The sequence below is a fragment of the Ruegeria sp. H9 genome, assembly GCF_056532915.1.
In genome coordinates this window covers 633,872-658,470 of sequence record NZ_JBQFNX010000001.1, presented here as the reverse complement: position 1 = coordinate 658,470, position 24,599 = coordinate 633,872, and the positions used below count along the sequence as shown (strand labels likewise).

The 24,599-nt window shown below is 58.1% G+C and carries 23 protein-coding genes; 5 read left to right on the top strand and 18 right to left on the bottom strand.

Going from position 1 to position 24,599, the window contains the following annotated elements:
• The first annotated feature begins 41 nt into the window (after window positions 1–41).
• Window positions 42–1,700: a U32 family peptidase gene (locus tag ACR0CZ_RS02925; RefSeq protein ID WP_170399065.1), complete on the top strand. Its 1,659-nt coding sequence runs from the start codon at window positions 42–44 to the stop codon at window positions 1,698–1,700.
• A gap of 3 nt (window positions 1,701–1,703) precedes the next feature.
• Here ACR0CZ_RS02925 and ACR0CZ_RS02920 read toward each other — a convergent pair whose 3' ends face one another.
• The 5 genes from ACR0CZ_RS02920 to ACR0CZ_RS02900 all read right to left on the bottom strand — a co-directional run bounded on the left by ACR0CZ_RS02920 (window position 1,704) and on the right by ACR0CZ_RS02900 (window position 5,176).
• Window positions 1,704–2,327 (bottom strand): cytochrome P460 family protein, encoded by a 624-nt coding sequence (locus ACR0CZ_RS02920; RefSeq protein ID WP_170399068.1) that lies wholly within the window; start codon window positions 2,325–2,327, stop codon window positions 1,704–1,706.
• 225 nt (window positions 2,328–2,552) lie between these two features.
• Window positions 2,553–3,740 (bottom strand): dual-specificity RNA methyltransferase RlmN, encoded by a 1,188-nt coding sequence (rlmN, locus tag ACR0CZ_RS02915; RefSeq protein ID WP_170399071.1) that lies wholly within the window; start codon window positions 3,738–3,740, stop codon window positions 2,553–2,555.
• Between the two features lie 77 nt (window positions 3,741–3,817).
• Window positions 3,818–4,138 carry a lysozyme inhibitor LprI family protein gene (locus ACR0CZ_RS02910; protein WP_480438911.1) on the bottom strand — a complete coding sequence of 107 codons (321 nt, stop codon included), beginning with the start codon at window positions 4,136–4,138 and terminating at the stop codon, window positions 3,818–3,820.
• A gap of 157 nt (window positions 4,139–4,295) precedes the next feature.
• Window positions 4,296–4,466: a hypothetical protein gene (locus ACR0CZ_RS02905; protein WP_170399076.1), complete on the bottom strand. Its 171-nt coding sequence runs from the start codon at window positions 4,464–4,466 to the stop codon at window positions 4,296–4,298.
• Between the two features lie 176 nt (window positions 4,467–4,642).
• A complete protein-coding gene (locus tag ACR0CZ_RS02900; RefSeq protein ID WP_170399079.1) occupies window positions 4,643–5,176 on the bottom strand; it encodes an invasion associated locus B family protein in 534 nt (177 codons plus the stop codon).
• Between the two features lie 179 nt (window positions 5,177–5,355).
• Between ACR0CZ_RS02900 and ACR0CZ_RS02895 the strand changes: the two genes are divergently transcribed.
• Entirely contained in the window at window positions 5,356–6,354 is a 999-nt protein-coding gene (locus tag ACR0CZ_RS02895) for an asparaginase (protein WP_170399080.1), read from the top strand.
• A 3-nt stretch (window positions 6,355–6,357) separates the two neighbouring features.
• Here the strand turns inward: ACR0CZ_RS02895 and ACR0CZ_RS02890 are convergent, their stop codons facing one another.
• The 8 genes from ACR0CZ_RS02890 to hutI all read right to left on the bottom strand — a co-directional run bounded on the left by ACR0CZ_RS02890 (window position 6,358) and on the right by hutI (window position 13,645).
• Entirely contained in the window at window positions 6,358–6,678 is a 321-nt protein-coding gene (locus tag ACR0CZ_RS02890; protein ID WP_170399083.1) for a YciI family protein, read from the bottom strand.
• A gap of 22 nt (window positions 6,679–6,700) precedes the next feature.
• On the bottom strand, window positions 6,701–7,129 hold the full coding sequence (locus ACR0CZ_RS02885; protein WP_170399086.1) for an SRPBCC family protein: 429 nt from the start codon (window positions 7,127–7,129) through the stop codon (window positions 6,701–6,703).
• Window positions 7,117–7,446: a metalloregulator ArsR/SmtB family transcription factor gene (locus ACR0CZ_RS02880; RefSeq protein WP_170399088.1), complete on the bottom strand. Its 330-nt coding sequence runs from the start codon at window positions 7,444–7,446 to the stop codon at window positions 7,117–7,119. Before ACR0CZ_RS02880 ends, ACR0CZ_RS02885 begins: the two co-directional genes overlap by 13 nt.
• 39 nt (window positions 7,447–7,485) lie before the next feature.
• Complete coding sequence (serB, locus tag ACR0CZ_RS02875) at window positions 7,486–8,364, bottom strand: phosphoserine phosphatase SerB (protein ID WP_170399090.1); 879 nt, start codon at window positions 8,362–8,364, stop codon at window positions 7,486–7,488.
• Window positions 8,365–8,432: 68 nt separating this feature from the next.
• The gene (gene hutU / locus ACR0CZ_RS02870) at window positions 8,433–10,115 is read right to left on the bottom strand and encodes a urocanate hydratase (protein WP_170399092.1); all 1,683 of its coding nucleotides are present in this window, start codon (window positions 10,113–10,115) and stop codon (window positions 8,433–8,435) included.
• A gap of 1 nt (window position 10,116) precedes the next feature.
• The gene (gene hutG / locus ACR0CZ_RS02865) at window positions 10,117–10,908 is read right to left on the bottom strand and encodes an N-formylglutamate deformylase (RefSeq protein ID WP_170399094.1); all 792 of its coding nucleotides are present in this window, start codon (window positions 10,906–10,908) and stop codon (window positions 10,117–10,119) included.
• The gene (gene hutH, locus ACR0CZ_RS02860; RefSeq protein WP_170399097.1) at window positions 10,908–12,443 is read right to left on the bottom strand and encodes a histidine ammonia-lyase; all 1,536 of its coding nucleotides are present in this window, start codon (window positions 12,441–12,443) and stop codon (window positions 10,908–10,910) included. Before hutH ends, hutG begins: the two co-directional genes overlap by 1 nt.
• Window positions 12,440–13,645, bottom strand: coding sequence for an imidazolonepropionase (gene hutI, locus ACR0CZ_RS02855; RefSeq protein WP_170399099.1), 1,206 nt, complete (start codon window positions 13,643–13,645; stop codon window positions 12,440–12,442). Before hutI ends, hutH begins: the two co-directional genes overlap by 4 nt.
• 81 nt (window positions 13,646–13,726) lie before the next feature.
• Here hutI and ACR0CZ_RS02850 point away from each other — a divergent pair, with 81 nt between their 5' ends.
• The 3 genes from ACR0CZ_RS02850 to ACR0CZ_RS02840 all read left to right on the top strand — a co-directional run bounded on the left by ACR0CZ_RS02850 (window position 13,727) and on the right by ACR0CZ_RS02840 (window position 17,389).
• Complete coding sequence (locus ACR0CZ_RS02850) at window positions 13,727–15,082, top strand: formimidoylglutamate deiminase (protein ID WP_170465558.1); 1,356 nt, start codon at window positions 13,727–13,729, stop codon at window positions 15,080–15,082.
• A gap of 6 nt (window positions 15,083–15,088) precedes the next feature.
• A complete protein-coding gene (locus ACR0CZ_RS02845) occupies window positions 15,089–15,793 on the top strand; it encodes a GntR family transcriptional regulator (protein WP_170399103.1) in 705 nt (234 codons plus the stop codon).
• 78 nt (window positions 15,794–15,871) lie between these two features.
• Window positions 15,872–17,389: a malonate--CoA ligase gene (locus ACR0CZ_RS02840; protein ID WP_170465560.1), complete on the top strand. Its 1,518-nt coding sequence runs from the start codon at window positions 15,872–15,874 to the stop codon at window positions 17,387–17,389.
• 3 nt (window positions 17,390–17,392) lie between these two features.
• Here ACR0CZ_RS02840 and ACR0CZ_RS02835 read toward each other — a convergent pair whose 3' ends face one another.
• The 5 genes from ACR0CZ_RS02835 to gcvH form a co-directional block, all read right to left on the bottom strand.
• A complete protein-coding gene (locus tag ACR0CZ_RS02835; protein WP_170465563.1) occupies window positions 17,393–18,121 on the bottom strand; it encodes a metallophosphoesterase family protein in 729 nt (242 codons plus the stop codon).
• A 124-nt stretch (window positions 18,122–18,245) separates the two neighbouring features.
• On the bottom strand, window positions 18,246–19,841 hold the full coding sequence (serA, locus tag ACR0CZ_RS02830; RefSeq protein WP_170399107.1) for a phosphoglycerate dehydrogenase: 1,596 nt from the start codon (window positions 19,839–19,841) through the stop codon (window positions 18,246–18,248).
• A gap of 58 nt (window positions 19,842–19,899) precedes the next feature.
• On the bottom strand, window positions 19,900–21,054 hold the full coding sequence (locus ACR0CZ_RS02825) for a phosphoserine transaminase (RefSeq protein ID WP_170406887.1): 1,155 nt from the start codon (window positions 21,052–21,054) through the stop codon (window positions 19,900–19,902).
• A gap of 198 nt (window positions 21,055–21,252) precedes the next feature.
• Entirely contained in the window at window positions 21,253–24,108 is a 2,856-nt protein-coding gene (gcvP, locus tag ACR0CZ_RS02820) for an aminomethyl-transferring glycine dehydrogenase (protein ID WP_170393730.1), read from the bottom strand.
• Between the two features lie 111 nt (window positions 24,109–24,219).
• Window positions 24,220–24,585 carry a glycine cleavage system protein GcvH gene (gcvH, locus tag ACR0CZ_RS02815; protein ID WP_170393732.1) on the bottom strand — a complete coding sequence of 122 codons (366 nt, stop codon included), beginning with the start codon at window positions 24,583–24,585 and terminating at the stop codon, window positions 24,220–24,222.
• Window positions 24,586–24,599: the final 14 nt, after the last annotated feature.

The window sequence follows — 24,599 nt, the reverse complement described above, 5'->3', positions numbered from 1 at the left end:
TTGGCGTAGAAGGCGCCCTTGATCCTTAGCCCGGTATCCCCATGACCCAGTCCAGATCCGAATTGCTGATGCCTGCGGGCAATCTGCGTAAGTTGAAACTCGCCATCCTCTATGGCGCGGATGCGGTCTATCTGGGCACACCGGATATGTCGCTGCGGACAAAGTCCGAGTTCTCGCTGGAAGAGGTGATAGAGGGAGTCGAGTTCTGCCACAACCATGGCCGGCGCGCGTACCTGACACTGAACCTGTTCTCGCACAATAAGGACATTCCGAAGCTGGACGAATACATCGACACTGTCCGCAAGGTGAAACCTGACGGGCTGATCATCGCCGACCCCGGAGTGTTCCAATACGTCCGCGAACGCGCGCCGGAACTGCCGCTGCATATCTCGACGCAAGCCAATATCTGTTCGTGGTTGTCGGTGAAGTTCTGGCAGGATCAGGGGGCCGAGCTTGTGGTTCTGGCCCGCGAAGTCTCATACCCCGAATTGGTCGAGATTCGCGAGGAATGCCCCGATATCAAGCTTGAGGCGTTTGTGCACGGGGCCATGTGCATGACCTATTCGGGCCGCTGCCTACTGTCGAACTTCATGGCCGAACGCGGGGCCAATCAGGGCAACTGCGCCAATTCCTGCCGCTGGAACTATGGTCTGAAACTGCGTCTGAAAGATGGAACGCATCAGGAGCTGCGCATTACCGATGAAAACGCCGACCTATTCGAATTCCTGCTGGAAGAAGGCTGTCGCCCCGGTGATTTGATGCCCATCGAAGAGGATGATCGGGGATCCTACATCCTCAATTCCCGCGACCTGTGCATCATGCCCAAGCTGGATGAATACTTGAAGATCGGTGTCGACAGTCTGAAAGTCGAAGGGCGCGGTAAATCGGAGTATTATGCCGCCATCGTCGCGCGCGCCTATCGTATGGCCATCGACGACTATCACGCCGATCCTGAGAACTGGGACCCGAAGCCCTATATGCGTGAACTCGAAACAGTCGGGAACCGCGGCTACACGCTGGCTTTCCACGAAGGCCGCCTGACCAATTATGCACATGATTACGAACACACAGCCTCGATTGCGCAGTGGGAATATGCCGGGATCGTCACCGAGGTAACTGAGGATGCCTTTCTGGTCGAGGTGAAAAACAAGCTGGAACCGGGGGATGTATTGGATTTCGTCTCTCCGATTTCGCGCGAGACGGTTCTGCTGCGGGTCTATGACTTTGAACGCGCTCATGATGGGGCGCGGCTGGACGTGGTGCACGGCAGTACCAAAACCATCATCCGCCTTCCCTTCACCCTGTTCGATCACGAGGATATCGACGATCTGCGCGCCCGCTTCCCGGTCTACTCCGTCCTGCGCAAAGAACGTGCCCTGACCGACGAACATTGGAGCCGCATCCGCTTTGACAAGCTGGTGCAGGGGCTGGAAACCTCAGGTCGCGACAACCCTAAGGCCTATACCCGCCGTCGTGACGAGCTGGTCGAGAAAATCGGCGAAGACGGCAATGAGCGCCGCTTCAAAACCAATCGTATCGGAACCGAGGGATGTTGCGGCAAAGGCTGCAACGGCTGTTTGATCTTCTGGCAGGATGAGAAATACGCGCTCGCCCGCGAGGTCCTATCCAAACGCAAACAGGGTGAGCAGCTGAGCCGTCAGGAAGCGACCGAGCTGAAGCTGCCTGACCCGGCGGCCTGAAGATCACTCTGCGACAAGATACTCTTCGGGTACGTAAAACGTATAGTCCCGGTCCGCGACGGCCTCGTGGCAGACATGGCAGTAATCGACCTCTGACGCGCGAAAGCCCATCGTATCACCGAACAGCGAACCGTCCGGCATCACCATGATATAACGCCAGTCGGCTGTTTCCGGGTTGGTGCCTTCTGGCAGTTTCTCCATCACGAACAGGGCACCGGGATGGATATTGCCCTCATCTGTGACAGTCATGCTGTCTTTGGCCAGGACCGAGCCCGCAGGCAGCTCTTCGCCTTCTTGCAATGTGCCGTAGTTGTGGGCCATGCGGTTCGCATAGCTGTTGACATAGCGCTGCCCATGCGTGGCCGAGATGTAGGGCGCATCGTTGAACAAAGGCCAGTTCTGATAGTTTCGGATCAAGTCCATCTGTGCCGCCGCATAACCCCGCGACATGCGTCGTATCAATGACTGATAGTGTTTCTGCGCTTGCTCCTTGGTCAGATCGGCTGGGTTTTCAATCGCCAAATGCGCATCCTGATCTTTGGTCTGAGCAGATGCCGCGTGGAGAACAAATCCCGAGATCGCCAGAACAGCCGCGATACCCAAGACTTGCCGGTGACTTACAATCATATTGTGGCCTCCCTGACTGATCAGTTCGCCTAAATGCCGCTTTGCTTCAGAAAAATGGTAGCGGCCTTAATTGGTGTTACCAGCACCGCCCCGGCAATCTCACCACCTTGTGTCTGTCGGTGAGTTCCCCATCCAGAGCGGGTCTGCGCCGAAGATACCAAATTTTGAACAAGGAAACAGCACTCAATTCATTAAGTTTTTCGCGTGAAGCCACGGCGCATGCCCTTAGCGGTTTAGCCCGGCTTCAGCCTCGATCTGCTTTCGCGATTTCCGGGCCCGTTCGGTGGCCGATTTTAACTGGCCACAGGCCGCCATGATATCCTCACCCCGCGTTTTGCGGATGGGTGAGGCATAGCCCGCCTGATAGATGATGTTCGCAAAGGCGCGGATACGATTGTTCGAGCTGCGCTTGTAGGGCGCGCCCGGCCATTCGTTGAACGGGATCAGGTTGATCTTGGCCGGGATGTTATGGCGCTTGATATGAGCGATCAGGCGATGCGCGTCTTCGTCGCTGTCGTTCACGCCATCTAGCATCACGTATTCGAACGTGATCCGTTCAGAATTCGAGGCGTTGGGATAGCTGGCCAACGCCTGCAGCAGTTCCTCGATATTCCAGCGCTTGTTGATCGGAACAAGTACGTCGCGAGTTTCATCAGTGGTAGCGTGGAACGAGATCGCCAATAGGCATCCAATTTCTTCAGCCGTGCGCGCGATCTCGGGTACCACACCCGAGGTCGAAAGCGTGATGCGGCGACGGGACAGAGAAATCCCCTCGGGGTCCATCGCGATCTTCATTGCGTCACGGACGTTTTCAAAGTTGTAAAGCGGCTCGCCCATACCCATCAGCACGATATTTGACAGCAGGCGTGTTTCATCTTTGGGCGCACCCGGTGTTGGCCATTCCTCAAGATCGTCACGCGCCATCATGACCTGCCCGACAATTTCGGCCGCTGTCAGGTTGCGCACCAATTTCTGCGTGCCCGTGTGGCAGAAGGAACAAGTTAGCGTACAGCCCACCTGAGATGAGATGCATAGAGTTCCGCGATCATCTTCAGGGATATAGACAACCTCAACCTCGTGCCCGCCCGCGATACGGCACAGATATTTGCGGGTTCCGTCCTCTGAAACCTGACGGGTCACGACTTCGGGGATTTCGATTACGAACTGCTCGGCCAGTTGCGCGCGATAGGCCTTGGCCAGATTGGTCATCTCACCAAAATCACGCACACCCCATTGGTAGATCCATTGCCAAATCTGCCCCGTGCGCATCTTCGCCTGCTTTTCGGGCGTGCCGTGTTCAATTAGCGCCTCACGCAATTGATCGCGGGTCAAACCGACAAGGTTCATCTTCCCCTCGGGCAGTTTGCGGGGGATGGTCATGACGTCTTGAGTGATCGGCGCTTTGGGCGACATTGGCGTATCTCGGTGGATTCTGGCTTGGGATGCGCCTCTATATAGGAACACACGTAAAGATCAAAAGAATTCGTGCTTCAATTTGCGTAACGCAACAATTCGTCAACCCGCGCCCGGCCAAGGTCAACCCGACAGGCTGTGATGGCGATCCCCGTACCCGATCCTCCGCCGAACGAAGCACCTACCGCTTCGCACTGCGCATCGCGATAGGCCACCCACGCGTTTTGCGAGGCCTCCAGCGCAGGCACAGCGACGACCCGTCCAGTGACCTCGTCCAGTTCTTGTGCGGAGCCAAGCGCCAGCGAATAGCTGGAGTCTATCGCAGCGTTTACCCGCAACTCCATATCCGAAACACAAGATCCAATTTCCACCTGCGAACCGGCGTCAATACACTCCATAGTTGGATCCGCAATTGCGGATATCGGAAACATCAAAAAAACAAATGCCCATCGCATCCATCAATCCTCCAGACAGAGATATCTGTCTATCACAGATCAAGATGCGCGCCCAATCAAGATGGGCCACTAAAGCAGAAACTTAAGCGGCCCACTGTTGTTAGTTTACTGCGGGCGGGATGTAGCAATCTTCTGCATCCAGGGTCTTTACGGGATCTTCCGGACCACATTGCTCACCCGTTATCGGATAGGTTTCCGATCCTTTCTCACAACCTGCAAGGATCACCGCAGACGCCATCAAGAGCACTGCCAGGTTTTTGCTTAAGTTCATTGCCGACTCCTCAACAAATTCTGAACTAATTAGTTCAGAAAACGGGGACGCAGGCTTTGACACGGATCAAGAAACACCGCTCTACGTAGCGTAAATTTCTGAAAACACACAGGATCGGACCAAACAAATAAAACCCCGCCGGAAAGCGGGGTTTCGGAATTTGATCTGCTTGTGGCTTAGTTCGTGCAGCGCGTTTCCGCGTCTTCAATCGCGGCCGTAAAGCCCAGCAACGAGAAAGTGTCCTTGGTCTGCGTACCACGTTCCGAACGGGCGGTCAGCACCGCCTCACTTCCACGCTTCATCGCTGTGACGATCTTGGCATCATCCGAGGCGGTCGCAGGCCATGCCCACTCACCATCGGTGAACAGCTCGAACTCGCTGCCATCGACAACCAAATTGACAGTAGAACCAGACGCAAACGGATAGCCGCCGGTAAAGGTCACCTGCCCTTTAACCTCGGCATTCGGGCGATAGAACACAAACAGCAGGATATCGCTGCGCCGAACGGAAACGACCCGGCCACCGCGTGTGTTCACGGTCTCTTTCGGGGCAGAAACGCTCCAGCATTCGGTTGGGTCGTCCTCGACAAACACGCTCCAGTCCGTTTTTGCAGCGACGCGATTGGTACTGGTCGCCTGCTGCGCAATTGCCGTTGTCGCCATTCCTGCCATGCACAGGCCCGCGATTACGCGGACGAGCTTTAATCCCATCGGTTCAGCCTCCTAGCCCGACCTATTACCTCATACCCATCGGAAATACGTGCGAACTCTGCCGGTTCGTCTGTTCAGTTGCGTATTCCGATGATTGTCGACATACACACACTAACGCAGGTTTCGCCACAGGCGAAAGGGCGATTGGCAGATTTTTGCGCATGATTGATGGGGTGGACATGACACAAGCCGTACCAATGACAGAACTCTGGCGCGGGTCACTGTTGGAAAGCCTGCATATGGGCCATGCAGTGATCTGTGACGATAGTGGTCAGATCGTGCGCAGCTGGGGTGATCCAAACGCGGTGATCTATCCCCGTTCCTCGGCCAAAATGATCCAGGCCCTGCCGCTGATCACCTCGGGAGCAGCTGCAAAATACGGTTTGAACAGCGAACATCTGGCCTTGGCCTGTGCTTCACATAACGGGGCGCATATCCATACTGACCGCGTGTCCGCATGGCTCGATCACCTCGGCCTGTCCGAGCCCGATCTGCGCTGCGGCCCGCAGGAACCTGCCGACATGGCGGCCCGTGACGGGCTGATACTGGCAGATGACACGCCTTGCCAGATTCACAACAATTGCTCAGGCAAGCATTGCGGTTTCCTGACTTTGACGCAGCATATGGGGGCCGGGCCGGAATACTTGGAAATAGATCATCCTGTTCAGCAGGCCTGCCTGTCTGCCATCGAAGAAACCACAAGCGAAACCAGTCCCACCTACGGAATCGACGGGTGCTCGGCGCCGAATTTTGCGACGTCTCTGGCGGGACTTGCGCGATCAATGGCCTGGTTTGCCTCTGCGGCAGACCGTTCGGACCGCTCCAGCGAAGCAGCGGTACAGCTCACAGAAGCAATGGTGAAACATCCCGAACTTGTCGCAGGTGAAACTCGCGCTTGTACCGAGTTGATGCGAGCGATGAACGGGCGCGTTGCAATCAAGACAGGGGCCGAGGCCGTCTTTGTTGCCATCATCCCGGAAAAGCGCATGGGCGTTGCGCTAAAAATCACTGACGGCACTACCCGCGCCAGCGAATGCGCCATCGCCGCGATTCTAGTGCATTTAGATGTGCTAGAGGCCGATCACCCGGCCACTCGCAAATTCATGAACGCCACGCAATACAGCCGTCGTGGGCTGGAATGCGGCGCTATCAAACCTGCACCGGGCTTCCCCGGCTGAGGATTACATCTCGATCTCGTGGACCTCGGCCACCTCGACCGAACCCGAGCCGTTCACAACCATCGGGCAACCCTTGGCCATCTCGGTTGCGGCGTCAATGCTATCAGCCTTGACCACCGTGAAACCCGAGGCCGGGTTTGCACCACCATTGTCTTCGATCCCACCACTGCTGACCGTGTAGGACTGGCCTACAGGATTTCCCGGAATCTCTAATGAGCCGCCGATTTCCTGAAACCAAGCGCCCCAAGCGGCCATGGTCGCCTCGATCTCGGCGGGATCGGTTGGGGTGTGACCCCCGTGATAAACAAACAAATATTGGGGCATATCGCTCCTCCCTGATGAAAACCTATTTGCAAAGTGCTTCGAGTTTGCGCAGCGACGATGTCCAGCCTTCGTTGTGGTTCGTGGCCGACTCGGCATCGACAAGTTCACGGTGATCAACCACCAGCCGTGATCCGCTGTTGGTCGCGGTAACCGAAAAGGTCACATGGCTTTCCGCACCGCGCTGGTCCTGATCGTCATGCCAAGCCCACGTAAATCCAACAGATTTTGGTCGATCGATATGGGTAACATGACCCGAGACTTTGAACTGCTGACCCTCGCCATTCTGCATAACCGAATACCAGGGACCAATGCGCGAAAAGTCGAGATCATGTTCCGGTACATGCAACCCTTCGGGCCCCCACCACTGCAGAAGTTTCGCACCATCGCTGACCCATGCGAACAGGACCTCGGGACTAACGGGAAAATCTCGTTCCAGTTTCAGGTCGGCCATGAATTTTCCCTTTCAATAAGCTCTTCCAAACGGTCGAGGCTGCTTTCCCAGAAATGTCGTTTCGAAATCGTCCATTCGGCTATCGCGCGCAGCCCCTCGGGCTGCACCGAATACATCCGTTGCGTGCCGTGTACCCGCTGCTGCACCAACCCGGCCTCGCGCAAAACCTTCAAATGGCGCGAGATCGCGGCCCCTGACATGCCCTTGCCTTCTATCAAATTACCGACGGGCAGTTCGCCTTCGTCCATCAGTTGCTCGACAATCGAGAACCGAGTGGCATCAGACAAAGCGGAGAATGTTACCAGAAGCGTATTCATGGCTTTATTTAACACAATAGTTAAATTAAAGGAAGCCCCTTAGAGGCCTTGAAATTCTGACCTGCCATAGCCCTGCAGATACAACAACGCTGTCAGATCGCCGTGATTTATGCGGACATCACATTCGGCAGCGACCGAAGGCTTGGCGTGCAACGCGACACCCGTCCCCGCCCGACCCAACATTCCCAGATCATTCGCTCCATCGCCAACGGCAATCACGTCAACCTCGGAGATACCTAGGCGTGTTGTGATCTGCTCCAATGCCTCTATTTTGGCCTGTCGCCCAAGAATGGGCCGCTTCACGTCGCCGGTAAGCTTGCCATCCTCAGCCAGCAATGTATTCGCCCGGTTCTCATCAAACCCAAGCTCTTCGGCGACCTTAGCCGTAAAAGCCGTGAACCCACCCGAGACCAGCGCTGCATAGACCCCATTCGCGCGCATCGTGGCAAGTAACGCCTTGCCGCCGGGCATCAGCGTGATCCGTTCATTCAGAACCTTGCCGATCACGCTTTCATCCAGCCCTTTCAACAAACCCACACGCTCAGTCAGTGCACCTTCGAAATCCAGCTCGCCGTTCATTGCACGCGCGGTGATATCCTTGACCCGATCACCGACACCAGCCTCATCAGCCAGTTCATCGATGCATTCCTGTTGGATCATGGTGCTGTCCATATCGGCCAGCAGCATCTTTTTCCGGCGACCGTCAGCTTTTTGCACGACCAGGTCCACGCCCATCTCTTGCAACTCGCCCCAAACGTCCCAGCGATTGTCGGGAATTTCTGGCAGGGAAAACTCGGCCGCCTCATCGAGGCTCAGCCAGTTCGCATCACCCCCGCCCCATGCATTCCGCAACGACTCAACCAGCGTCGCCTCTAAAGAAGGGGCCGCAGGGTTGGTCAGCAGAGTAGCTACATACATGTCAGGCCTCCGATTAGCGCACCTGCGGGATATCGCAGGTGCAGCATTTTCACCAGAGGCAGATTGATCTAACCAAGAATACCAGGCAGGCGCAGCCCATGTTCGCGAGCGCAGTCTTTCGCGATCTCATACCCCGCATCTGCGTGACGCCAGACGCCTGAGGCAGGGTCGTTCCACAGAACGCGCTCCAATCGCCGCGCGGCATCATCGGTCCCATCGGCGCAGATCACAACACCCGCGTGCTGACTAAAGCCCATGCCCACGCCGCCGCCATGATGCAGCGAGACCCAGGTCGCACCGCTGGCCGTATTGATCAGAGCGTTCAACAGCGGCCAATCCGACACTGCATCCGAGCCGTCCAGCATCGCCTCGGTCTCGCGGTTCGGGCTGGCGACCGAGCCCGAGTCCAGATGGTCTCGGCCAATGACAACAGGCGCTTTCAACTCGCCATTGGCAACCATTTCGTTGAAGGCCAACCCCGCGCGGTGGCGATCTCCAAGGCCGATCCAGCATATGCGTGCGGGCAGACCCTGAAACGCAATGCGTTCCTGCGCCATATCCAGCCAACGATGCAGATGCTCGTTCTCGGGGAACAGCTCCTTCATCTTGGCGTCGGTCTTGTAGATATCCTCGGGGTCACCCGACAATGCACACCAGCGGAACGGGCCGATGCCCTTGCAGAACAGCGGCCGGATATAGGCGGGCACAAAGCCGGGGAAGGCAAAGGCATTCTCCAAGCCTTCATCCTGCGCCACCTGACGGATGTTGTTGCCGTAATCCAGCGTCGGAACGCCCGCGTTCCAGAAATCGACCATTGCAGCGACATGCTGTTTCATCGAGGCACGGGCGGCCTTTTCAACCGCTTTAGGATCAGTTTCGCGCTTGTCCTTCCACTGCGCCATGCTCCAGCCAATCGGCAGATACCCATTGATCGGGTCATGGGCGCTGGTTTGGTCAGTGACGATATCGGGGCGCATGCCACCGGCCTGCATCCGCGCATAAATTTCGGGGAACACCTCAGCCGCATTGCCTAGCAGACCCACAGATTTCGCCTCGCCCGCCTTGGTCCAGCGGTCGATCATCTCAAGCGCTTCGTCGAGAGTCTCGGCTTTTTCGTCCAGATACTTGGTGCGCAGGCGGAAATCGATAGAATCCGGATTGCACTCGACCGCCAAACAACTGGCCCCGGCGAACACTGCCGCCAGAGGCTGTGCGCCACCCATGCCGCCCAGACCGCCGGTCAGAATCCACTTGCCAGTCAAGTCGCCGCCATAGTGCTGACGGCCAGCCTCGGCAAAGGTTTCGTAGGTGCCCTGTACGATGCCCTGCGTACCGATATAGATCCACGAACCGGCCGTCATCTGGCCGTACATCATCAGCCCCTTCTTATCGAGCTCGTTGAAGTGATCCCAATTGGCCCAATGAGGCACGATGTTTGAGTTGGCGATCAGAACCCGAGGCGCATCCTTATGGGTGCGGATGATCGCCACCGGTTTGCCCGACTGGACGATCAGGGTTTCATCCTCTTCCAGATCTTTCAGCCCTGCGACGATCCGGTCGAAATCGTTCCATGTCCGCGCCGCGCGACCGATGCCGCCATAAACCACCAGCTCGTGCGGGTTTTCGGCCACATCCGGATGCAGGTTATTCATCATCATCCGCAACGGCGCTTCGGTCACCCAGCTTTTTGCGTTCAGTTCGGGGCCGGTGGGCGGATAGATATCGCGGGTATTCTTGCGAGGATCGGTCATGTCAAAGCTCCAATGCAGTGTCTTGGATGGCGTCGAGAATATCCACCAACCAGCGACGCAGGCGCTTGGCTTTCGCCTCGTCAAACGCCCACGGAGGGGTTTCGGCGGACAGATAGGTAGATTGCGCCAACTCCATCTGGATCGCGTGTTGGCCTTCATCAGGACGGCCATAGTGGCGGGTCGTCCAACCCCCTCTGAATCGCCCGTTCAGGACGGTGCTGTAAGGGGAGGAATGCGAAAATTCATAGGCCGCGGCCTCAATGCCGGGGGCACAGGTCGCGCCACCATCGGTGCCGATGTTCATATCTGGCAGGGTGCCTTCAAAGAGGAACGGAATCTTGCTTCGGATCGAGTGGCAGTCAAACAGGATCGCAACACCGTGTATTGCCCGCACCCTTTCAAGCTCTTGCTCAAGCGCGTTGTGATAGGGCGCGTGGTAGGCGGTTCGACGTACCTCGATCTCATCGACTGAGGGCTCCTGCCCCTCGGTCCAGATCGGCTGACCGTCAAAATCGGTCAACGGCACCAGAGTTGTTGTGTTCTGCCCAGGATACAATGATACGCCCGCAGGGTCTCGATTAGCGTCAATGACATAGCGGTGGATATGGGATTGCACGACCGTCGCGTTGGCAACGAGCCCATCGTAGAGCTGATTGATATGCCAATCCGTATCCGCCAGCGCCTGCCCATTCGCATTCAGTCGCGCAGCAATGTCGTCGGGCACATACGTGCCGCCATGCGGCTGTCCCAGCACGATGGGCCCATCGCCACGCTGAACACTGAAAACCTGCATCACGACAGCTCCGGCATGGGCATTGCAGCTGCCTGCAAAATAGTTCCGCTTTCGACTAGGGACTTCGCGGTTTCCAATTCAGGCGCCAGATAGCGATCATCGCCAAGCGACGGGATATCGTCGCGCAAACGCCCAACCACGCTGGTTAGCGCTTTGCTGGTCGCAAGAGGTGCGCGGAACTCGATGCCTTGCGCGGCGCAGAGCAGTTCGATCCCCAGAATATAGTTCAAATTATCAACCATCCGGCCTAAACGCCGCGCCCCGTGGGCAGCCATCGAGACGTGGTCTTCTTGATTGGCCGATGTAGGTGTGCTGTCGGTCACACATGGGTTGGCCAGATGTTTGTTCTCGCTCATCAACGCAGCCGTCGTGACCTCGGCGATCATCAGACCCGAGTTAAGCCCCGGCTCGGGCGTCAGAAAGGGCGGCAGATCAAAGCTAAGCGCCGGGTCGACCATTAATGCGATCCGACGCTGTGCGATCGCCCCGATCTCTGACAGGGCCAAAGCAATCATATCGGCGGCAAAGCCTACCGGCTCGGCGTGGAAATTCCCGCCCGAAACGATTGCATCCGGATCGGTCAGAACCAGCGGATTATCAGTGGCCGCGTTGGCCTCAGTTACAAGAGTTGCGGACGCCTGCCGGATCACATCCATCGCTGCGCCGGTCACCTGTGGTTGGCATCGGATGCAATATGGATCCTGCACTCGCGTATCCCCATCACGGTGACTTTCGCGGATCTCAGAGCCCTCCAGAGTGGCCCGCATCGCCGCCGCCGCTTCGATCTGCCCACGATGCCCGCGCAACGCGTGAATCTCGGGTTGCAGAGGGGCGGTGGATCCCATGATCGCATCAGTTGAAGCCGCCGAAATCACCAGCGCATTTTGTGCTGAACGCCAACCTTCGAACAATCCGGCCAGAGCAAAGGCAGTCGAATACTGCGTCCCGTTGATGAACGCAAGGCCCTCCTTTGGACCAAGTTGAATCGGCTCTAGCCCAGCTGTTTTCAGAGCCTCTGCACCCGGCATAACAACACCGTTCACCTCTGCCTCGCCCTCACCGATCACCACAGCGGTCATATGGGCCAGTGGCGCAAGATCGCCAGACGCGCCGACCGAACCCTGTGCCGGGATCACAGGTGTCACACCACACGCCAGCATCTGTTGCAGCAATTCGACAAGTTCCCAGCGGACACCCGAAGCACCTCGGCCGAATGACAGCAACTTCAGTGACATCATCAGCCGCGCCAGACGACGCGGCACTGCCGGACCCACCCCGCAACAATGGCTGAGGATCAGGTTGCGCTGCAGGGTTGAGGTATCTTTGGCCGCAATCTTGTGACTCGCCAGTTTGCCAAAGCCGGTGTTGACGCCATAGACGGGCTCGGTCCCTTCGGCAGCCTGCGCAATGCGTGCAGCAGCGACCTCAACCTTGGGTCGGCAGGCGGCGTCCAGCAAAATGGCGGCTTCGGTCCAGTAGATCTGAGCAAGCTGATCCAGCGAAACCTGACCAGGGACAAGCAACAGAGGTGTCATTCCAGACCTCCAAAAATACGTTTATGCAGAGGGTTGAAACCGATGCGATAGGACAGTTCTGCAGGGTGAGTGGCATCCCAGACGGCCAGATCAGCGCGCAATCCGGGCGCGATCACGCCGGTATCATCCAGACCCAAAGCACGGGCCGCGACGCGGGTAACACCTGCCAATGCTTCCTCAGGCGTCATGCGAAACAACGTGCACCCCATGTTCATTGTTAGCAGCAGAGAAGTCAGGGGTGAGGATCCCGGATTGCAATCGGTCGCCAGTGCTATGGGAACATTCTTCTGGCGCAACAATTCAATCGGCGGAGCTTGCGTTTCATGCAGCGTATAAAACGCGCCGGGCAGCAGGACCGCGACCGTTCCGGCCCCAGCCATGGCGGTAACGCCGTCGGCGTCCAGATATTCGATATGATCAGCGGATAGCGCTCCGTAAGCTGCTGCCAGCTTAGCCCCACCTAGATTTGAAAGTTGTTCAGCATGCAGCTTCACCGGTAGGCCAAGCTCTTGCGCGACAACAAAAACCCGTTCGATCTGTGTGGGATCAAATGCAATGCCTTCGCAGAACCCATCCACCGCGTCCACCAGCCCTTCGGCATGGGCCGCGCGCAGTGTCGGAATGCAGACCTCGTCAATATAGGCGTCATCCCGACCCGCATATTCTGGCGGAACGGCATGTGCGCCAAGAAAACTGGTGTTGACCCGAATAGGGCGCTCCCGCGCAATTCGGCGCGCCGCGCGCAACATACGCAGTTCGGTTTCGGTATCGAGCCCATAACCCGACTTCACCTCGATGCAGGACACACCTTCGGCCAGCAATGCGTCCACGCGCGAAAGCGCGCCTGCAAGCAGCTCTTCTTCTGTTGCTGCCCGCGTGCCGTTTACGGTCGACAGGATGCCTCCACCCGCGCGGGCAATTTCTTCGTAGGTCGCGCCCTTCAGGCGCATTTCGAACTCAACCGCGCGGTTGCCGCCAAACACAACATGAGTATGAGCATCAATCAGAGCAGGCGTGATCAAGCGGTCACCATAGTCGTTTAGCGGCCACTCGGCATATGACGGCGGCATTGCCGACCGAGCGCCAACCCAAACGATTTCCGACCCATCGATGGCAATCGCACCATCCTCGATCATCCCATAGGGTTGGTCGCCCCCCATGGTGGCTACATGTTTGCTACGAAGAACAGTTTTTTTCGTCATGGCGATTCTTTTGGGCTCCCCCTGCGCTTGATTTTTTCGTATACGGCTAAAAATATAAAGTCTACACAAAATGGAATTACGATGACGGTTCATGCTAAAACGGCCCTGTTAGGCTCTGAGTGGGTGCACAACCTACGAGTCGAAATCGAGGACGGTCGGATCGCTGCGCTGAAATCAGGGACCGAGCCAAAACCCGAAGACACTCGGGTCGACGTGTTGCTGCCCGCTTTGGCGAACCTGCACAGCCATGCCTTTCAACGCGCCATGGCGGGCATGACCGAAACGCGCGTAGCAGGGCGCGAAAGCTTCTGGACCTGGCGTACTTTGATGTACCGATTTCTGGACCGCCTCACTCCTGCACAGATCGAGTCCATTGCCGCATTGGTCTATATGGAAATGCAGGAAGCCGGGTTTGCTGCGGTCGGGGAATTCCACTACGTCCACCACCAACCCGGCGGCACGCCTTATGCGAAGTTGTCTGAGCTGAGTCAGCGCATCTTCTCGGCAGCCAGCCAAACCGGGATTGGATTGACACATCTACCGGTGCTCTACACCTATGGCGGCGTCGCGCAAGAGCCTCTGACCGGTGGTCAATTGCGGTTCGGCAATGATGTGGAAAGGTTCCTGCAGCTTGTCGAGGACTGTAAGTCGCTGATGCCTTATGCAGACAGCCAGATCGGCATCGCGCCGCACTCTCTGCGTGCGACCTCGCCTGATGATCTACGGCAAGTGCTGAACGCTACCCCGCGAGGCCCGGTGCACATCCACATCTCTGAACAAGAGAAGGAGGTCACGGATGTAGAAGCCGCTCTGGGTCAGCGACCGGTAGATTGGCTGCTGAGCAACTTGGATGTGAACGAACGATGGTGCCTGATCCATGCCACTCATATGACAGACGATGAAACCCGCGCTTTTGCCCGATCCGGGGCTGTGGCCGGTCTGTGCCCAATCACAGAGGCCAATCTGGGGGATGGTATTTTCAATGGTGCCGTCTACATCGAGCAGGGCGGTGCCTTTGGTGTCGGTTCAGACTCGAATGTGCGCATTTCACTGCCCGAGGAATTGCGTACGCTGGAGTATTCTCAACGTCTGCGCGACAAGGCCCGCACTGTGCTGGTACGTGGCGAAGGCTCGGTCGGTCAAACGCTGTATACCGGAGCCGCCCGCGGTGGCGCACAGGCGCTGGGGCGCGACGCCGGAGAGATCGCAGTAGGTCATCTGGCCGATCTGGTTGCGATCGATCGAAGTCACCCCACCCTGTGTACTTTGCGCGACGATCAATTGATTGACGGCCTGAGCTTTGCCGCGCCTGACGGAACAGTGACCGACCTTTGGTCTGCCGGGCGACATCAGGTGCGCGGCGGGCGGCATATCGCCCGCGATGCGATCCTGAACAATTATCGTGCCGCGATAAATGACCTTTTGGAAGACATCTGAACTGATATGACCCAAACCAGCGACACAACCAGCTACAAAGACATTAAGCAAACCGTCCTGCGCCGCATCCGCTCGGGCGAATTGCAGCCCGACGCTCTGCTTCCCAATGAGCAAGAATTAGCGGTCGAGTTTTCGTGCACCCGCACAACAGTCAACAGAGCACTGCGGGAACTGGCGGATGAAGGGTTTCTTGAACGGCGCCGAAAGGCAGGCACCCGGGTCCTTAGCGCACCGCAGCGACAGGCGCGTTTCACAATTCCACTGGTCCGAGATGAAATCGAAGCGGCGGGCGGAACTTATCGCTACGCTCTTGTATCATGTGAAACGCAGATCGCCCCAGACTGGCTGGCGGCCCGGTTGGCCCTACGTGCTGATCAAAGTGTGATGCACGTGCGATGCATGCATTTCTCCGGCAATTCGCCATTTCAGTTCGAAGACCGCTGGATCGTGATAGACAGCGTACCTCAGGTCACGCAGGCAGATTTCTCTAGCGTCGGACCCAATGACTGGCTGGTGCAAACTGTCCCGTTCACCAATGTCGAGTTGACCTTTCTGGCCAGCCGCGCCGATACCACTTTGGCCGGTTTTCTGGATGTTCCCGAGGGTGAACCCGTTTTTACTGCCGAGCGTATCACATGGCTGCAGGGTCAGCCGGTAACGTTCGCCAAGATGTATTTTGCGGCCGGATATCGGATGACAACCGAGTTCTGATTGTCCGGGCTTTACGCTTCCCCAATTCCACGACAGATTTGCTGCAGAATGTGCGCGTCTGCTGGAAAGGATATCGGGATGGGCAACCCGCTTTATGATCGTTTGCTGGGCATCCATGCAGGCAAGGATACGCCATTTTTGCACCTTCCGGATGGTCAGACTTTGACCCATGCCACGTTTCTGGACACGGCGGCCCGTCTGGCCAACACCATGACAGGACTGGAAATGGAACCGGGCGACCGCGTGGCGGTGCAGGTGGAGAAATCCGTTGAGGCACTGGCGCTTTATGCCGCCTGTGTCCAAGCGGGGCTGATCTTTCTACCTCTCAATACGGGCTATACGACGCAAGAGCTAAGCTATTTCATCGAAAACAGCGGAGCCTCACTGGTGGTGTGCGATGAGGCAAACGAGGCAGGGCTTGCCGAGATCGTGCAAAAGAACAATGCCCGGCTTGAAACGCTGAACGCCGACGGTTCAGGCAGCCTGATGCGACGCGCCCTAGGCATGCTTCCGGCCTTTCAGCCGGCCCACCGATCAGAAGATGATCTGGCTGCGTTTCTATATACTTCAGGCACGACGGGGCGTTCGAAAGGGGCAATGCTGACGCAGGCGAACCTGCTGTCGAACGCGGAGACCCTTGTGCAGGAATGGCGATTCACAGATGATGACGTGCTGTTGCACGCGCTGCCGATCTTTCACACGCATGGACTGTTTGTTGCGACAAATGTCGTACTCGCATCGGGCGGGTCGATGATATTTCTGCCGAAGTTCGACCTGGAAGATATGTTACGCCTGATGCCACAGGCAACGGCGATGATGGGGGTGCCGACGTTTTACACCCGCCTGCTAAGCGACGACCGCTTCGCCCAAGATCTGACTCAGGATATGCGGCTGTTCATCTCAGGTTCAGCGCCTTTGCTGGCAGATACCCACGTTGAATTTGAAGACCGTACAGGTCATCGCATTCTGGAACGCTATGGCATGACCGAGACGAACATGAACACTTCTAACCCCTATGACGGCGAACGCCGGGCGGGAACGGTCGGGTTTCCCCTGCCGGATGTTGAACTGAAGGTCACAGACCCCAAAACAGGTCAAACCCTAGCAGATGGTGAGATCGGCATCATCGAGGTGCGCGGTCCCAATGTGTTTCAGGGCTACTGGCAAATGCCCGACAAAACCGCCGCAGAACTGCGTGAAGACGGGTTCTTCATCACTGGCGATCTGGGTCGGATCGACGAGGACGGCTATGTCCATATCGTCGGGCGCGAGAAAGACCTGATCATCTCGGGCGGGTATAATATCTACCCCAAAGAGATCGAGCTGCTGCTAGACGAGCAACCCGGCGTGCTGGAAAGCGCGGTAATTGGCGTCCCGCATCCGGATTTCGGAGAAACCCCGGTTGGCATTCTGGTTCCTGCCCCCTGTCACACGCCAGATATCGAGGCCATCATGGGTGCGGTTCGGGACGCGCTCGCCAGGTTCAAACATCCCCGCCAGTTGATCTTGCTGGACGAGCTCCCCCGCAACACAATGGGCAAGGTGCAAAAGAACATCCTGCGTGACCGCTGCAAAGACCTTTTCACCAAGACCTGATATTCAAGGCAAAAGCGCAACGCGACCCTTGTCCGTCAACAACCAGCAATCCTGTCCTTCGAACACCGCAACGCCAACCGGGCGGCCATACCCTGCGCCGCTATCCAGGTTGATGCGATTGCCGTAATGCGTTGATTGATCCACCGGCGTATGCCCATGGACGATCAGTTTCGGATGCGGACCTCGGTGGTTGTGAAAGGTTTGTCTGATCCAGACCAGATCATTTTCCCGTTGTTCGCTCAGCGGAATACCGGGCCGAATGCCCGCATGGACAAAAGCAATCTCGCGCGTTTGATGCATGGCGATGAGCCCTTGCAGAAATATCCGATGCGCATCGGGAACCGCACCCCGCGCTGTTGCATGCAGATCCTCGAGCCGTGTCTGCTGATCGAAGAACACGCCATAGCTTTGTAGTGTTTCGACACCACCCAACCGCTCGTGCAGCCAATGATACCCGACTAACATATGCGGGTCGTGACGTGGGACATCTTCGAGGAACCATGAAAACATCCGGTCATGGTTGCCCAGCAGAGTGATCCACCGCTTGCCCGCATCGCGACCAGCGATCAGCCTATCCAGAACGCCCCGGCTGTCGGGGCCCCGATCAACGTAATCGCCCAGATACACGATCTCGGCATCGGCGCCGCCATCGCGTTCGATCAGCGCCAAGGAGCGCTCGAACTCATCCACGCGGCCGTGCAAATCTCCAATTGCGTAGATCGGATTGGTCATCAGCTTCCCCTCGGGCAATGGTGATTGCCGCACTTCTGGCGCAAAATCAGCACTTTGAAAAGGCGATGCCCACGCTTTGGACAAGCGCGGGCATCAATCTGTCACAGAAGTTCAACAGCGACCGTCAGGCCACGTCAAACTCCAACGGTTTGATCTGAGTAAACAGACCTGTCTCGGCGAGTTTGGCGCGCGCCTCAGCTGGTACCGGTTCATCAACATAAAGCAACGCAATCGCCTCACCGCCGGCTTCGGATCGTCCAAGAGTAAAGTTCGCGATGTTCACATCGTTCTCGCCCATGGTCTGTCCTAAAGCACCAATGATGCCCGGCACGTCTTCGTTAGTCGTATAGAGCATATGCGCCCCGATCTCGGCATCGATATTGATGCCCTTGATCTGAATAAACCGCGGCTTGCCGTCACTGAACACCGTGCCACCGATTGAGCGTTCACGCTTTTCAGTCACCACAGTGACCTTGATATAGCCTTCGAACGCACCGGATTTGTCCTGATTGGTCGTCGAGATCTGGATGCCACGCTCTCTCGCGACAACCGGGGCCGAGACCATGTTCACCTCGGGATTGAATTTCTTCATGATTCCGGCAACGACCGAACAATTCAACGCAGCCAGATTCATGTTCGCAGCGACACCGTCATAGAGGATGTTGATTGCCTTGATCGGCTCATCCGTCATCTGACCAATGAAGCTGCCCAGATGCCCGGCCAGCTTGATCCACGGCCCCATGACCTTGGCCTCCTCTGCCGTCACACTGGGCATGTTCAGTGCGTTCTCGACCGCTCCGGTCAGCAGGTAATTCGAGATCTGCTCGGCCACTTGCAGCGCCACGTTCTCCTGCGCCTCAGTCGTGGCCGCACCCAAGTGCGGTGTGCAAACCACATTGGGTAGGTTGAACAGGGCGTTCTCCTTGGCCGGTTCCTCACTGAACACGTCAAAGGCCGCACCGGCGACATGACCCGATTGCAACGCCTCGGCCAGCGCGTCCTCGTCGACCAGACCGCCACGGGCGCAGTTGACAATGCGCACGCCTTTCTTGGTCTTGGCCAGGTTCTCACGGCTCAGGATATTGCGCGTCTGATCGGTCAGCGGCACGTGCAGAGTGATAAAGTCAGCGCGGGCCAGAAGCTCATCCAATTCGACCTTTTCCACACCCATCTGCGCGGCTTTCTCTTCGCCAAGGTAGGGATCATAGGCGACGACCTTCATCTTCAGACCCAAAGCACGCTCGCAGACGATGCCACCAATGTTGCCCGCGCCGATCACGCCCAGGGTCTTGTTGGTCAGCTCAATCCCCATGAACTTGGACTTTTCCCACTTACCCGCGTGGGTCGAGGTGCTGGCTTCGGGGATCTGCCGCGCCACGGCAAACATCATCGCGATGGCATGCTCGGCGGTGGTGATCATGTTACCGAACGGTGTGTTCATCACGATCACGCCTTTTTTCGAGGCCGCATCCTTGTCGATATTGTCGGTGCCGATCCCGGCACGACCAATGACTTTTAACTTGTCTGCCTTCTCCAGAATGGTTGGCGTGACTTTGGTGGCAGAACGGATGGCGAGGCCGTCATACTGACCGATCACCTCGGCCAGCTTGTCTTTGTCCTTTCCCAGATCGGGCATGAAATCCACATCGATGCCACGGTCGCGGAAGATTTGAACGGCGGTTTCGCTCAGCTTGTCAGAGACGAGTACTTTGGGAGCCATATTTTTGGTCCTTGAACATTGTGGAAGGTCCGGGCCGGATGCGGCCCGGTAGAAAAGGTCAGGCAGCTTCGGTTTGCGCTGCAATCTCGGCTTCAAAAGCCCATGCAAGCCAGGGCAGCATCGCCTCGATATCTGATGTCTCAACCGTGCCGCCGCACCAGATGCGCAGACCCGCAGGGGCGTCGCGATAGGCACCGATATCAAGCGCAATGTTTTCGGCCTCAAGCCGTTTGGCGACGGCTTTGGCAAAAACGGCACCATCTTGAATGCGCGTATCGGTGAACTTCAGACAGACCGACGTATTTGATTGAGTTGTCGAGTCTTCGGCCAGATTGGCGATCCAATCATTTTGGTCGCAGAACGCATGAACCGCGCCAGCATTGGCATTCGCACGAGCAATCAGCCCCTGCAAGCCTCCGACTGAACGCGCCCAGTCCAACGCGAAAAGGTAATCCTCAACCGCGAGCATTGAGGGTGTGTTGATCGTCGCGCCGGTGAATATCCCATCAATCAGCTTGCCACCTTTGGTCAGGCGGAAGATCTTCGGCAATGGCCATGACGGGGTGTAACTCTCCAAGCGCTCGACTGCGCGCGGAGACAGGATCAGCATCCCATGAGCCGCCTCTCCGCCTAGTACCTTCTGCCAGCTGAACGTTGTCACATCCAACTTGTCCCATGGCAAGTCCATCGCGAACGCAGCGGATGTCGCGTCACAGATCGTCAGACCCTGACGATCATCAGCAATCCAGTCGCCATCTGGGACCCGCACACCCGAAGTCGTTCCGTTCCATGTGAACACCACATCGTTGGCGAAATCGACCGACGCGAGATCAACGATCTGCCCGTACTCGGCGGTTTTCACTTCAGCGTCGATTTTCAGTTGCTTGACCACATCAGTCACCCAACCCGCGCCAAAGCTTTCCCAGGCCAGCATTTCAACTTTGCGCTCACCCAGCAAAGACCAAAGCGCCATCTCAACTGCACCGGTGTCCGAGGCTGGTACAATGCCGATGCGATAATCCGCCGGTATGCCTAGAATCTCTCGCGTGCCTTCAATGGCCGCCTTCAGCTTGTCCTTGCCGACAGCAGCCCGATGCGAGCGGCCCAAGGCGGCATCCGCCAGTTTGGTCAGATCAAATGTGGGGGGTTTGGCACAGGGGCCCGAGGAAAAACGCGGGTTGGCCGGCCGCGTCGCCGGTTGTTCGATAGTCATGTGTATTACCCTTCCAGATACACGCCCCTCGTTGGGGAGGGGTGTCCCACGCACAGAGGTATGGGTCGTTTGCACCTGCAGCAAGCATAAAAGACGCTTCATCAGCGGAAAACGACACTGGAAATGGGCTCAGATCGGAACACAGGTTTCCGATGGGCGAAAACCCCCGCCAGTTGGCGGGGGTTTATTGATTGAGGTTTATTCAGCTGCGTCCATGTATTCGGTCATTGGCGGGCATGTGCAGATTAGGTTTCGGTCGCCGTATGCGTTGTCGACGCGGTTGACGGGGGACCAGTATTTGTCGACGCCCATGGAGCCTGGGGGGAAGCAGGCCTGTTCACGGGTGTAGGGACGGTCCCAGTCGCCGACCAGATCGCGCACCGTGTGGGGAGCGTTTTTCAGCGGGTTGTTTTCCGCGTCGATCTTGCCGTCGATGATGTCCTGTGCCTCGGAGCGGATGGACAGCATGGCGTCGCAGAAGCGGTCCAGCTCGTCCATGGGTTCCGATTCCGTAGGCTCGACCATCAGGGTGCCGGCCACCGGCCAGGACATGGTGGGCGCGTGGAAGCCGCTGTCCACCAGACGCTTAGCGATGTCATCGACGCTGACATGGGCCGCTTCGTCCAGCGGGCGGGTGTCGAGGATGCATTCATGCGCCACGCGACCCGTTTCCGAGGTGTAGAGGATCGGGTAGGCATCCTTGAGCCGCGCCGCGATGTAGTTGGCGTTCAGGATCGCCACTTTCGTGGCCTGCGTCAGACCCGCGCCGCCCATCAGCAGCACATAGGCCCAGCTAACCGGCAAGATCGAGGGCGACCCAAAGGGCGCCGCCGAGACCGGACCCACGGCAGTGCCGTATTCCGGGTGGCCGGGCAGATGCTCGGTCAGATGCGCTTTGACGCCGATCGGACCCATGCCGGGGCCGCCGCCGCCATGGGGGATGCAGAAGGTCTTGTGCAGGTTCAGGTGGCTGACGTCACCGCCGATGTCTCCGGGACGCGACAGACCCACCATGGCGTTCATGTTGGCGCCGTCGATATAAACCTGACCGCCATGATCATGGGTGATCTGGCAGACCTCCTGCACGGTGGTCTCAAACACGCCATGGGTCGAGGGGTAGGTGATCATGCAGGCGGCCAGATGGTCCGAGTGCTTTTCGGCCTTGGCGCGGAAATCATTCAGATCAATGTTGCCCTTCTCATCCGCCTGCACAGGCACAACCTGCCAGCCCACCATCTGGGCCGAGGCCGGGTTGGTCCCATGCGCCGAGGTCGGGATCAGGCAGACATTGCGCTGCCCTTCGCCCCGGGCGAAGTGATAGTTGCGGATGGTCAAGAGGCCTGCGTACTCACCCTGCGCGCCCGAGTTGGGCTGCTGGCTGATCGCGTCATAGCCGGTGATCTGGCACAACTTGTCGTTCAGATCATCGATCATCTCATGATAGCCCTGCGCCTGATCTTCGGGGCAGAACGGGTGCAGGTTGCCGAACTCGGGCCAGGTGACCGGGATCATCTCGATCGTGGCGTTCAGCTTCATGGTGCACGAGCCCAGCGGGATCATCGCCCGGTCCAGCGCCAGGTCGCGGTCGGCCAGACGGCGCATGTAGCGCGTGATCTCGGCCTCGGCCCGGTTCTTGTGGAAGATCGGGTGGGTCAGGTACTCGCTTTCGCGCAGCGCGTAATCCGGCAGGCGATAGGCCACGTTCGAGCTGTCATCCTTGCGGTCGATGCCGAAGGCCCCCCAGACCGCCTCGATGGTCTCGGGCCGGGTCTGTTCGTCCAGGCTGATGCCCACTTTCGTGTCGCCGACCTTACGCAGGTTGACGCCCCGGGCCACAGCGGCCTCCATGACCGTTTTCTGCAGATGGCCAACCTCAACCGTGATCGTGTCGAAGAACACTTCCGGCTCCACAGCAAAGCCTGCCTCTTCCAGACCGGCGGCCAAACGCGAGGTCTTGCGGTGCACCGATTGCGCGATGGCCTTGATGCCGTCGGGGCCGTGATACACGGCATACATCGAGGCAATCACCGCCAGCAGCGCCTGCGCGGTGCAAACGTTCGAGTTGGCTTTCTCACGCCGGATGTGCTGTTCGCGGGTCTGCAGCGCCAGGCGGTAAGCCTTGTTGCCCCGGCTGTCGATGCTGACACCGATGATCCGGCCCGGCATCGAGCGCTTCAGCTTGTCGGTGGTCGCCATATACGCGGCGTGCGGGCCACCATAGCCCATCGGCACACCAAAGCGCTGGGTCGAGCCGATGGCGATATCCGCGCCCATCTCACCGGGCGACTTCAGCAGCGCCAGCGACAGGATATCGGCGGCGACGATGGCAATCGCCTTGTGTTCATGCAGGGCCGCAATCTCGGCGGTGAAGTCGCGCACATGGCCATGGGTGCCGGGGTACTGGAAGATGGCGCCAAAGACCGCGCCCGCATCCAGCGTGTCCGGATCAGCCACCTGCACCTCGATGCCCAGAGGCTCGGCGCGCGTTTTAATCACCGCGATGGTCTGCGGGTGGCAGTTCTTGTCGACAAAGAAGGCTGCATTGTTGGCCTTGGACCGGCCGCCGCGCTTGGCCATCGCCATGGCTTCCGCCGCAGCAGTCGCTTCGTCCAGCAAGGACGCGTTGGCCACGTCCAGCCCGGTCAGGTCGCTGACCATGGTCTGGAAGTTCAACAGCGCCTCAAGTCGGCCCTGGCTGATCTCGGGCTGATAAGGCGTGTAGGCCGTGTACCAGGCCGGGTTCTCCAGAATGTTGCGCAGGATCGGCGCCGGCGTGGTGGTGCCATAATAGCCCTGACCGATCAGCGAGGTCAGAACCTTGTTCTTGCTCGCCACCTCTTTCATGTGAAAGAGCGCATCGCGCTCGGTCATCGCCGGACCCCAGTCCAGCGGCTCTTTCTGCCGGATCGCGGGCGGGACGGTGGCGTCGATCAGCTCGTCCAGCGTCTTGAAGCCGATCACCTTGAGCATGTCGCGCATCTCGGTCGGGCTGGGCCCGATATGGCGGCGGTTGGCGAAGTCATAGGCTTCGTAATCGGTCAGTTTGAAGGCCATGTGTGCGCTCCTCAAGGATAGGTCAGGCCCGGCGGAGACGGCAGGAGCCTCCGGCGGAAGTATTTGGAAACAGATGAAGGGGCGGGGCCGCGCACGGACCCGCCGCCTGAGTTAACCGATGAAGGCCTTGTAGCCGGCCTCGTCCATCAGGTCTTCGAGCTGCGAGGCGTCCGCGATCTTGATCTTGTAGATCCAGGCCTCGCCTTCGGGGTCTTCGTTCAGCGCGCCGGGATTGTCGGCCAGTGCCTCGTTCACCTCGGTGATCTCGCCGTCGACCGGTGCGTAAAGCTCGGACGCCGCCTTGACGGATTCAATCACGCCGATCTCGCCGCCTTTTTCGAACTCGTCGCCTGCTTCCTGCTGTTCCACGAACACCACGTCACCCAACTGCTCGGCGGCGTGTTTGGTGATGCCCAGCGTGGCGGTGTCGCCGTCAACGCTCAGCCATTCATGCTCTTCGGAATAATAGGTTGCCATGTCTCTCTCTCCTG

Bases quoted from the DNA above. Each gene is read 5' to 3' on its own strand.
- ACR0CZ_RS02895 (WP_170399080.1), top strand. From the start codon at position 5,356: ATGACACAAGCCGTACCAATGACAGAACTCTGGCGCGGGTCACTGTTG.
- ACR0CZ_RS02900 (WP_170399079.1), bottom strand. From the start codon at position 5,176: ATGGGATTAAAGCTCGTCCGCGTAATCGCGGGCCTGTGCATGGCAGGA.
- serA (WP_170399107.1), bottom strand. From the start codon at position 19,841: ATGGCTCCCAAAGTACTCGTCTCTGACAAGCTGAGCGAAACCGCCGTT.
- ACR0CZ_RS02835 (WP_170465563.1), bottom strand. From the start codon at position 18,121: ATGACCAATCCGATCTACGCAATTGGAGATTTGCACGGCCGCGTGGAT.
- gcvH (WP_170393732.1), bottom strand. From the start codon at position 24,585: ATGGCAACCTATTATTCCGAAGAGCATGAATGGCTGAGCGTTGACGGC.
- hutH (WP_170399097.1), bottom strand. From the start codon at position 12,443: ATGACACCTCTGTTGCTTGTCCCTGGTCAGGTTTCGCTGGATCAGCTT.
- rlmN (WP_170399071.1), bottom strand. From the start codon at position 3,740: ATGTCGCCCAAAGCGCCGATCACTCAAGACGTCATGACCATCCCCCGC.
- ACR0CZ_RS02910 (WP_480438911.1), bottom strand. From the start codon at position 4,138: ATGGAGTGTATTGACGCCGGTTCGCAGGTGGAAATTGGATCTTGTGTT.
- ACR0CZ_RS02850 (WP_170465558.1), top strand. From the start codon at position 13,727: ATGACGGTTCATGCTAAAACGGCCCTGTTAGGCTCTGAGTGGGTGCAC.
- ACR0CZ_RS02825 (WP_170406887.1), bottom strand. From the start codon at position 21,054: ATGACTATCGAACAACCGGCGACGCGGCCGGCCAACCCGCGTTTTTCC.
- ACR0CZ_RS02925 (WP_170399065.1), top strand. From the start codon at position 42: ATGACCCAGTCCAGATCCGAATTGCTGATGCCTGCGGGCAATCTGCGT.
- hutG (WP_170399094.1), bottom strand. From the start codon at position 10,908: ATGCAGGTTTTCAGTGTTCAGCGTGGCGATGGGCCCATCGTGCTGGGA.
- gcvP (WP_170393730.1), bottom strand. From the start codon at position 24,108: ATGGCCTTCAAACTGACCGATTACGAAGCCTATGACTTCGCCAACCGC.
- hutU (WP_170399092.1), bottom strand. From the start codon at position 10,115: ATGACCGATCCTCGCAAGAATACCCGCGATATCTATCCGCCCACCGGC.
- serB (WP_170399090.1), bottom strand. From the start codon at position 8,364: ATGTATGTAGCTACTCTGCTGACCAACCCTGCGGCCCCTTCTTTAGAG.
- ACR0CZ_RS02845 (WP_170399103.1), top strand. From the start codon at position 15,089: ATGACCCAAACCAGCGACACAACCAGCTACAAAGACATTAAGCAAACC.
- ACR0CZ_RS02840 (WP_170465560.1), top strand. From the start codon at position 15,872: ATGGGCAACCCGCTTTATGATCGTTTGCTGGGCATCCATGCAGGCAAG.
- ACR0CZ_RS02885 (WP_170399086.1), bottom strand. From the start codon at position 7,129: ATGGCCGACCTGAAACTGGAACGAGATTTTCCCGTTAGTCCCGAGGTC.
- ACR0CZ_RS02905 (WP_170399076.1), bottom strand. From the start codon at position 4,466: ATGAACTTAAGCAAAAACCTGGCAGTGCTCTTGATGGCGTCTGCGGTG.
- ACR0CZ_RS02890 (WP_170399083.1), bottom strand. From the start codon at position 6,678: ATGCCCCAATATTTGTTTGTTTATCACGGGGGTCACACCCCAACCGAT.
- hutI (WP_170399099.1), bottom strand. From the start codon at position 13,645: ATGACGAAAAAAACTGTTCTTCGTAGCAAACATGTAGCCACCATGGGG.
- ACR0CZ_RS02880 (WP_170399088.1), bottom strand. From the start codon at position 7,446: ATGAATACGCTTCTGGTAACATTCTCCGCTTTGTCTGATGCCACTCGG.
- ACR0CZ_RS02920 (WP_170399068.1), bottom strand. From the start codon at position 2,327: ATGATTGTAAGTCACCGGCAAGTCTTGGGTATCGCGGCTGTTCTGGCG.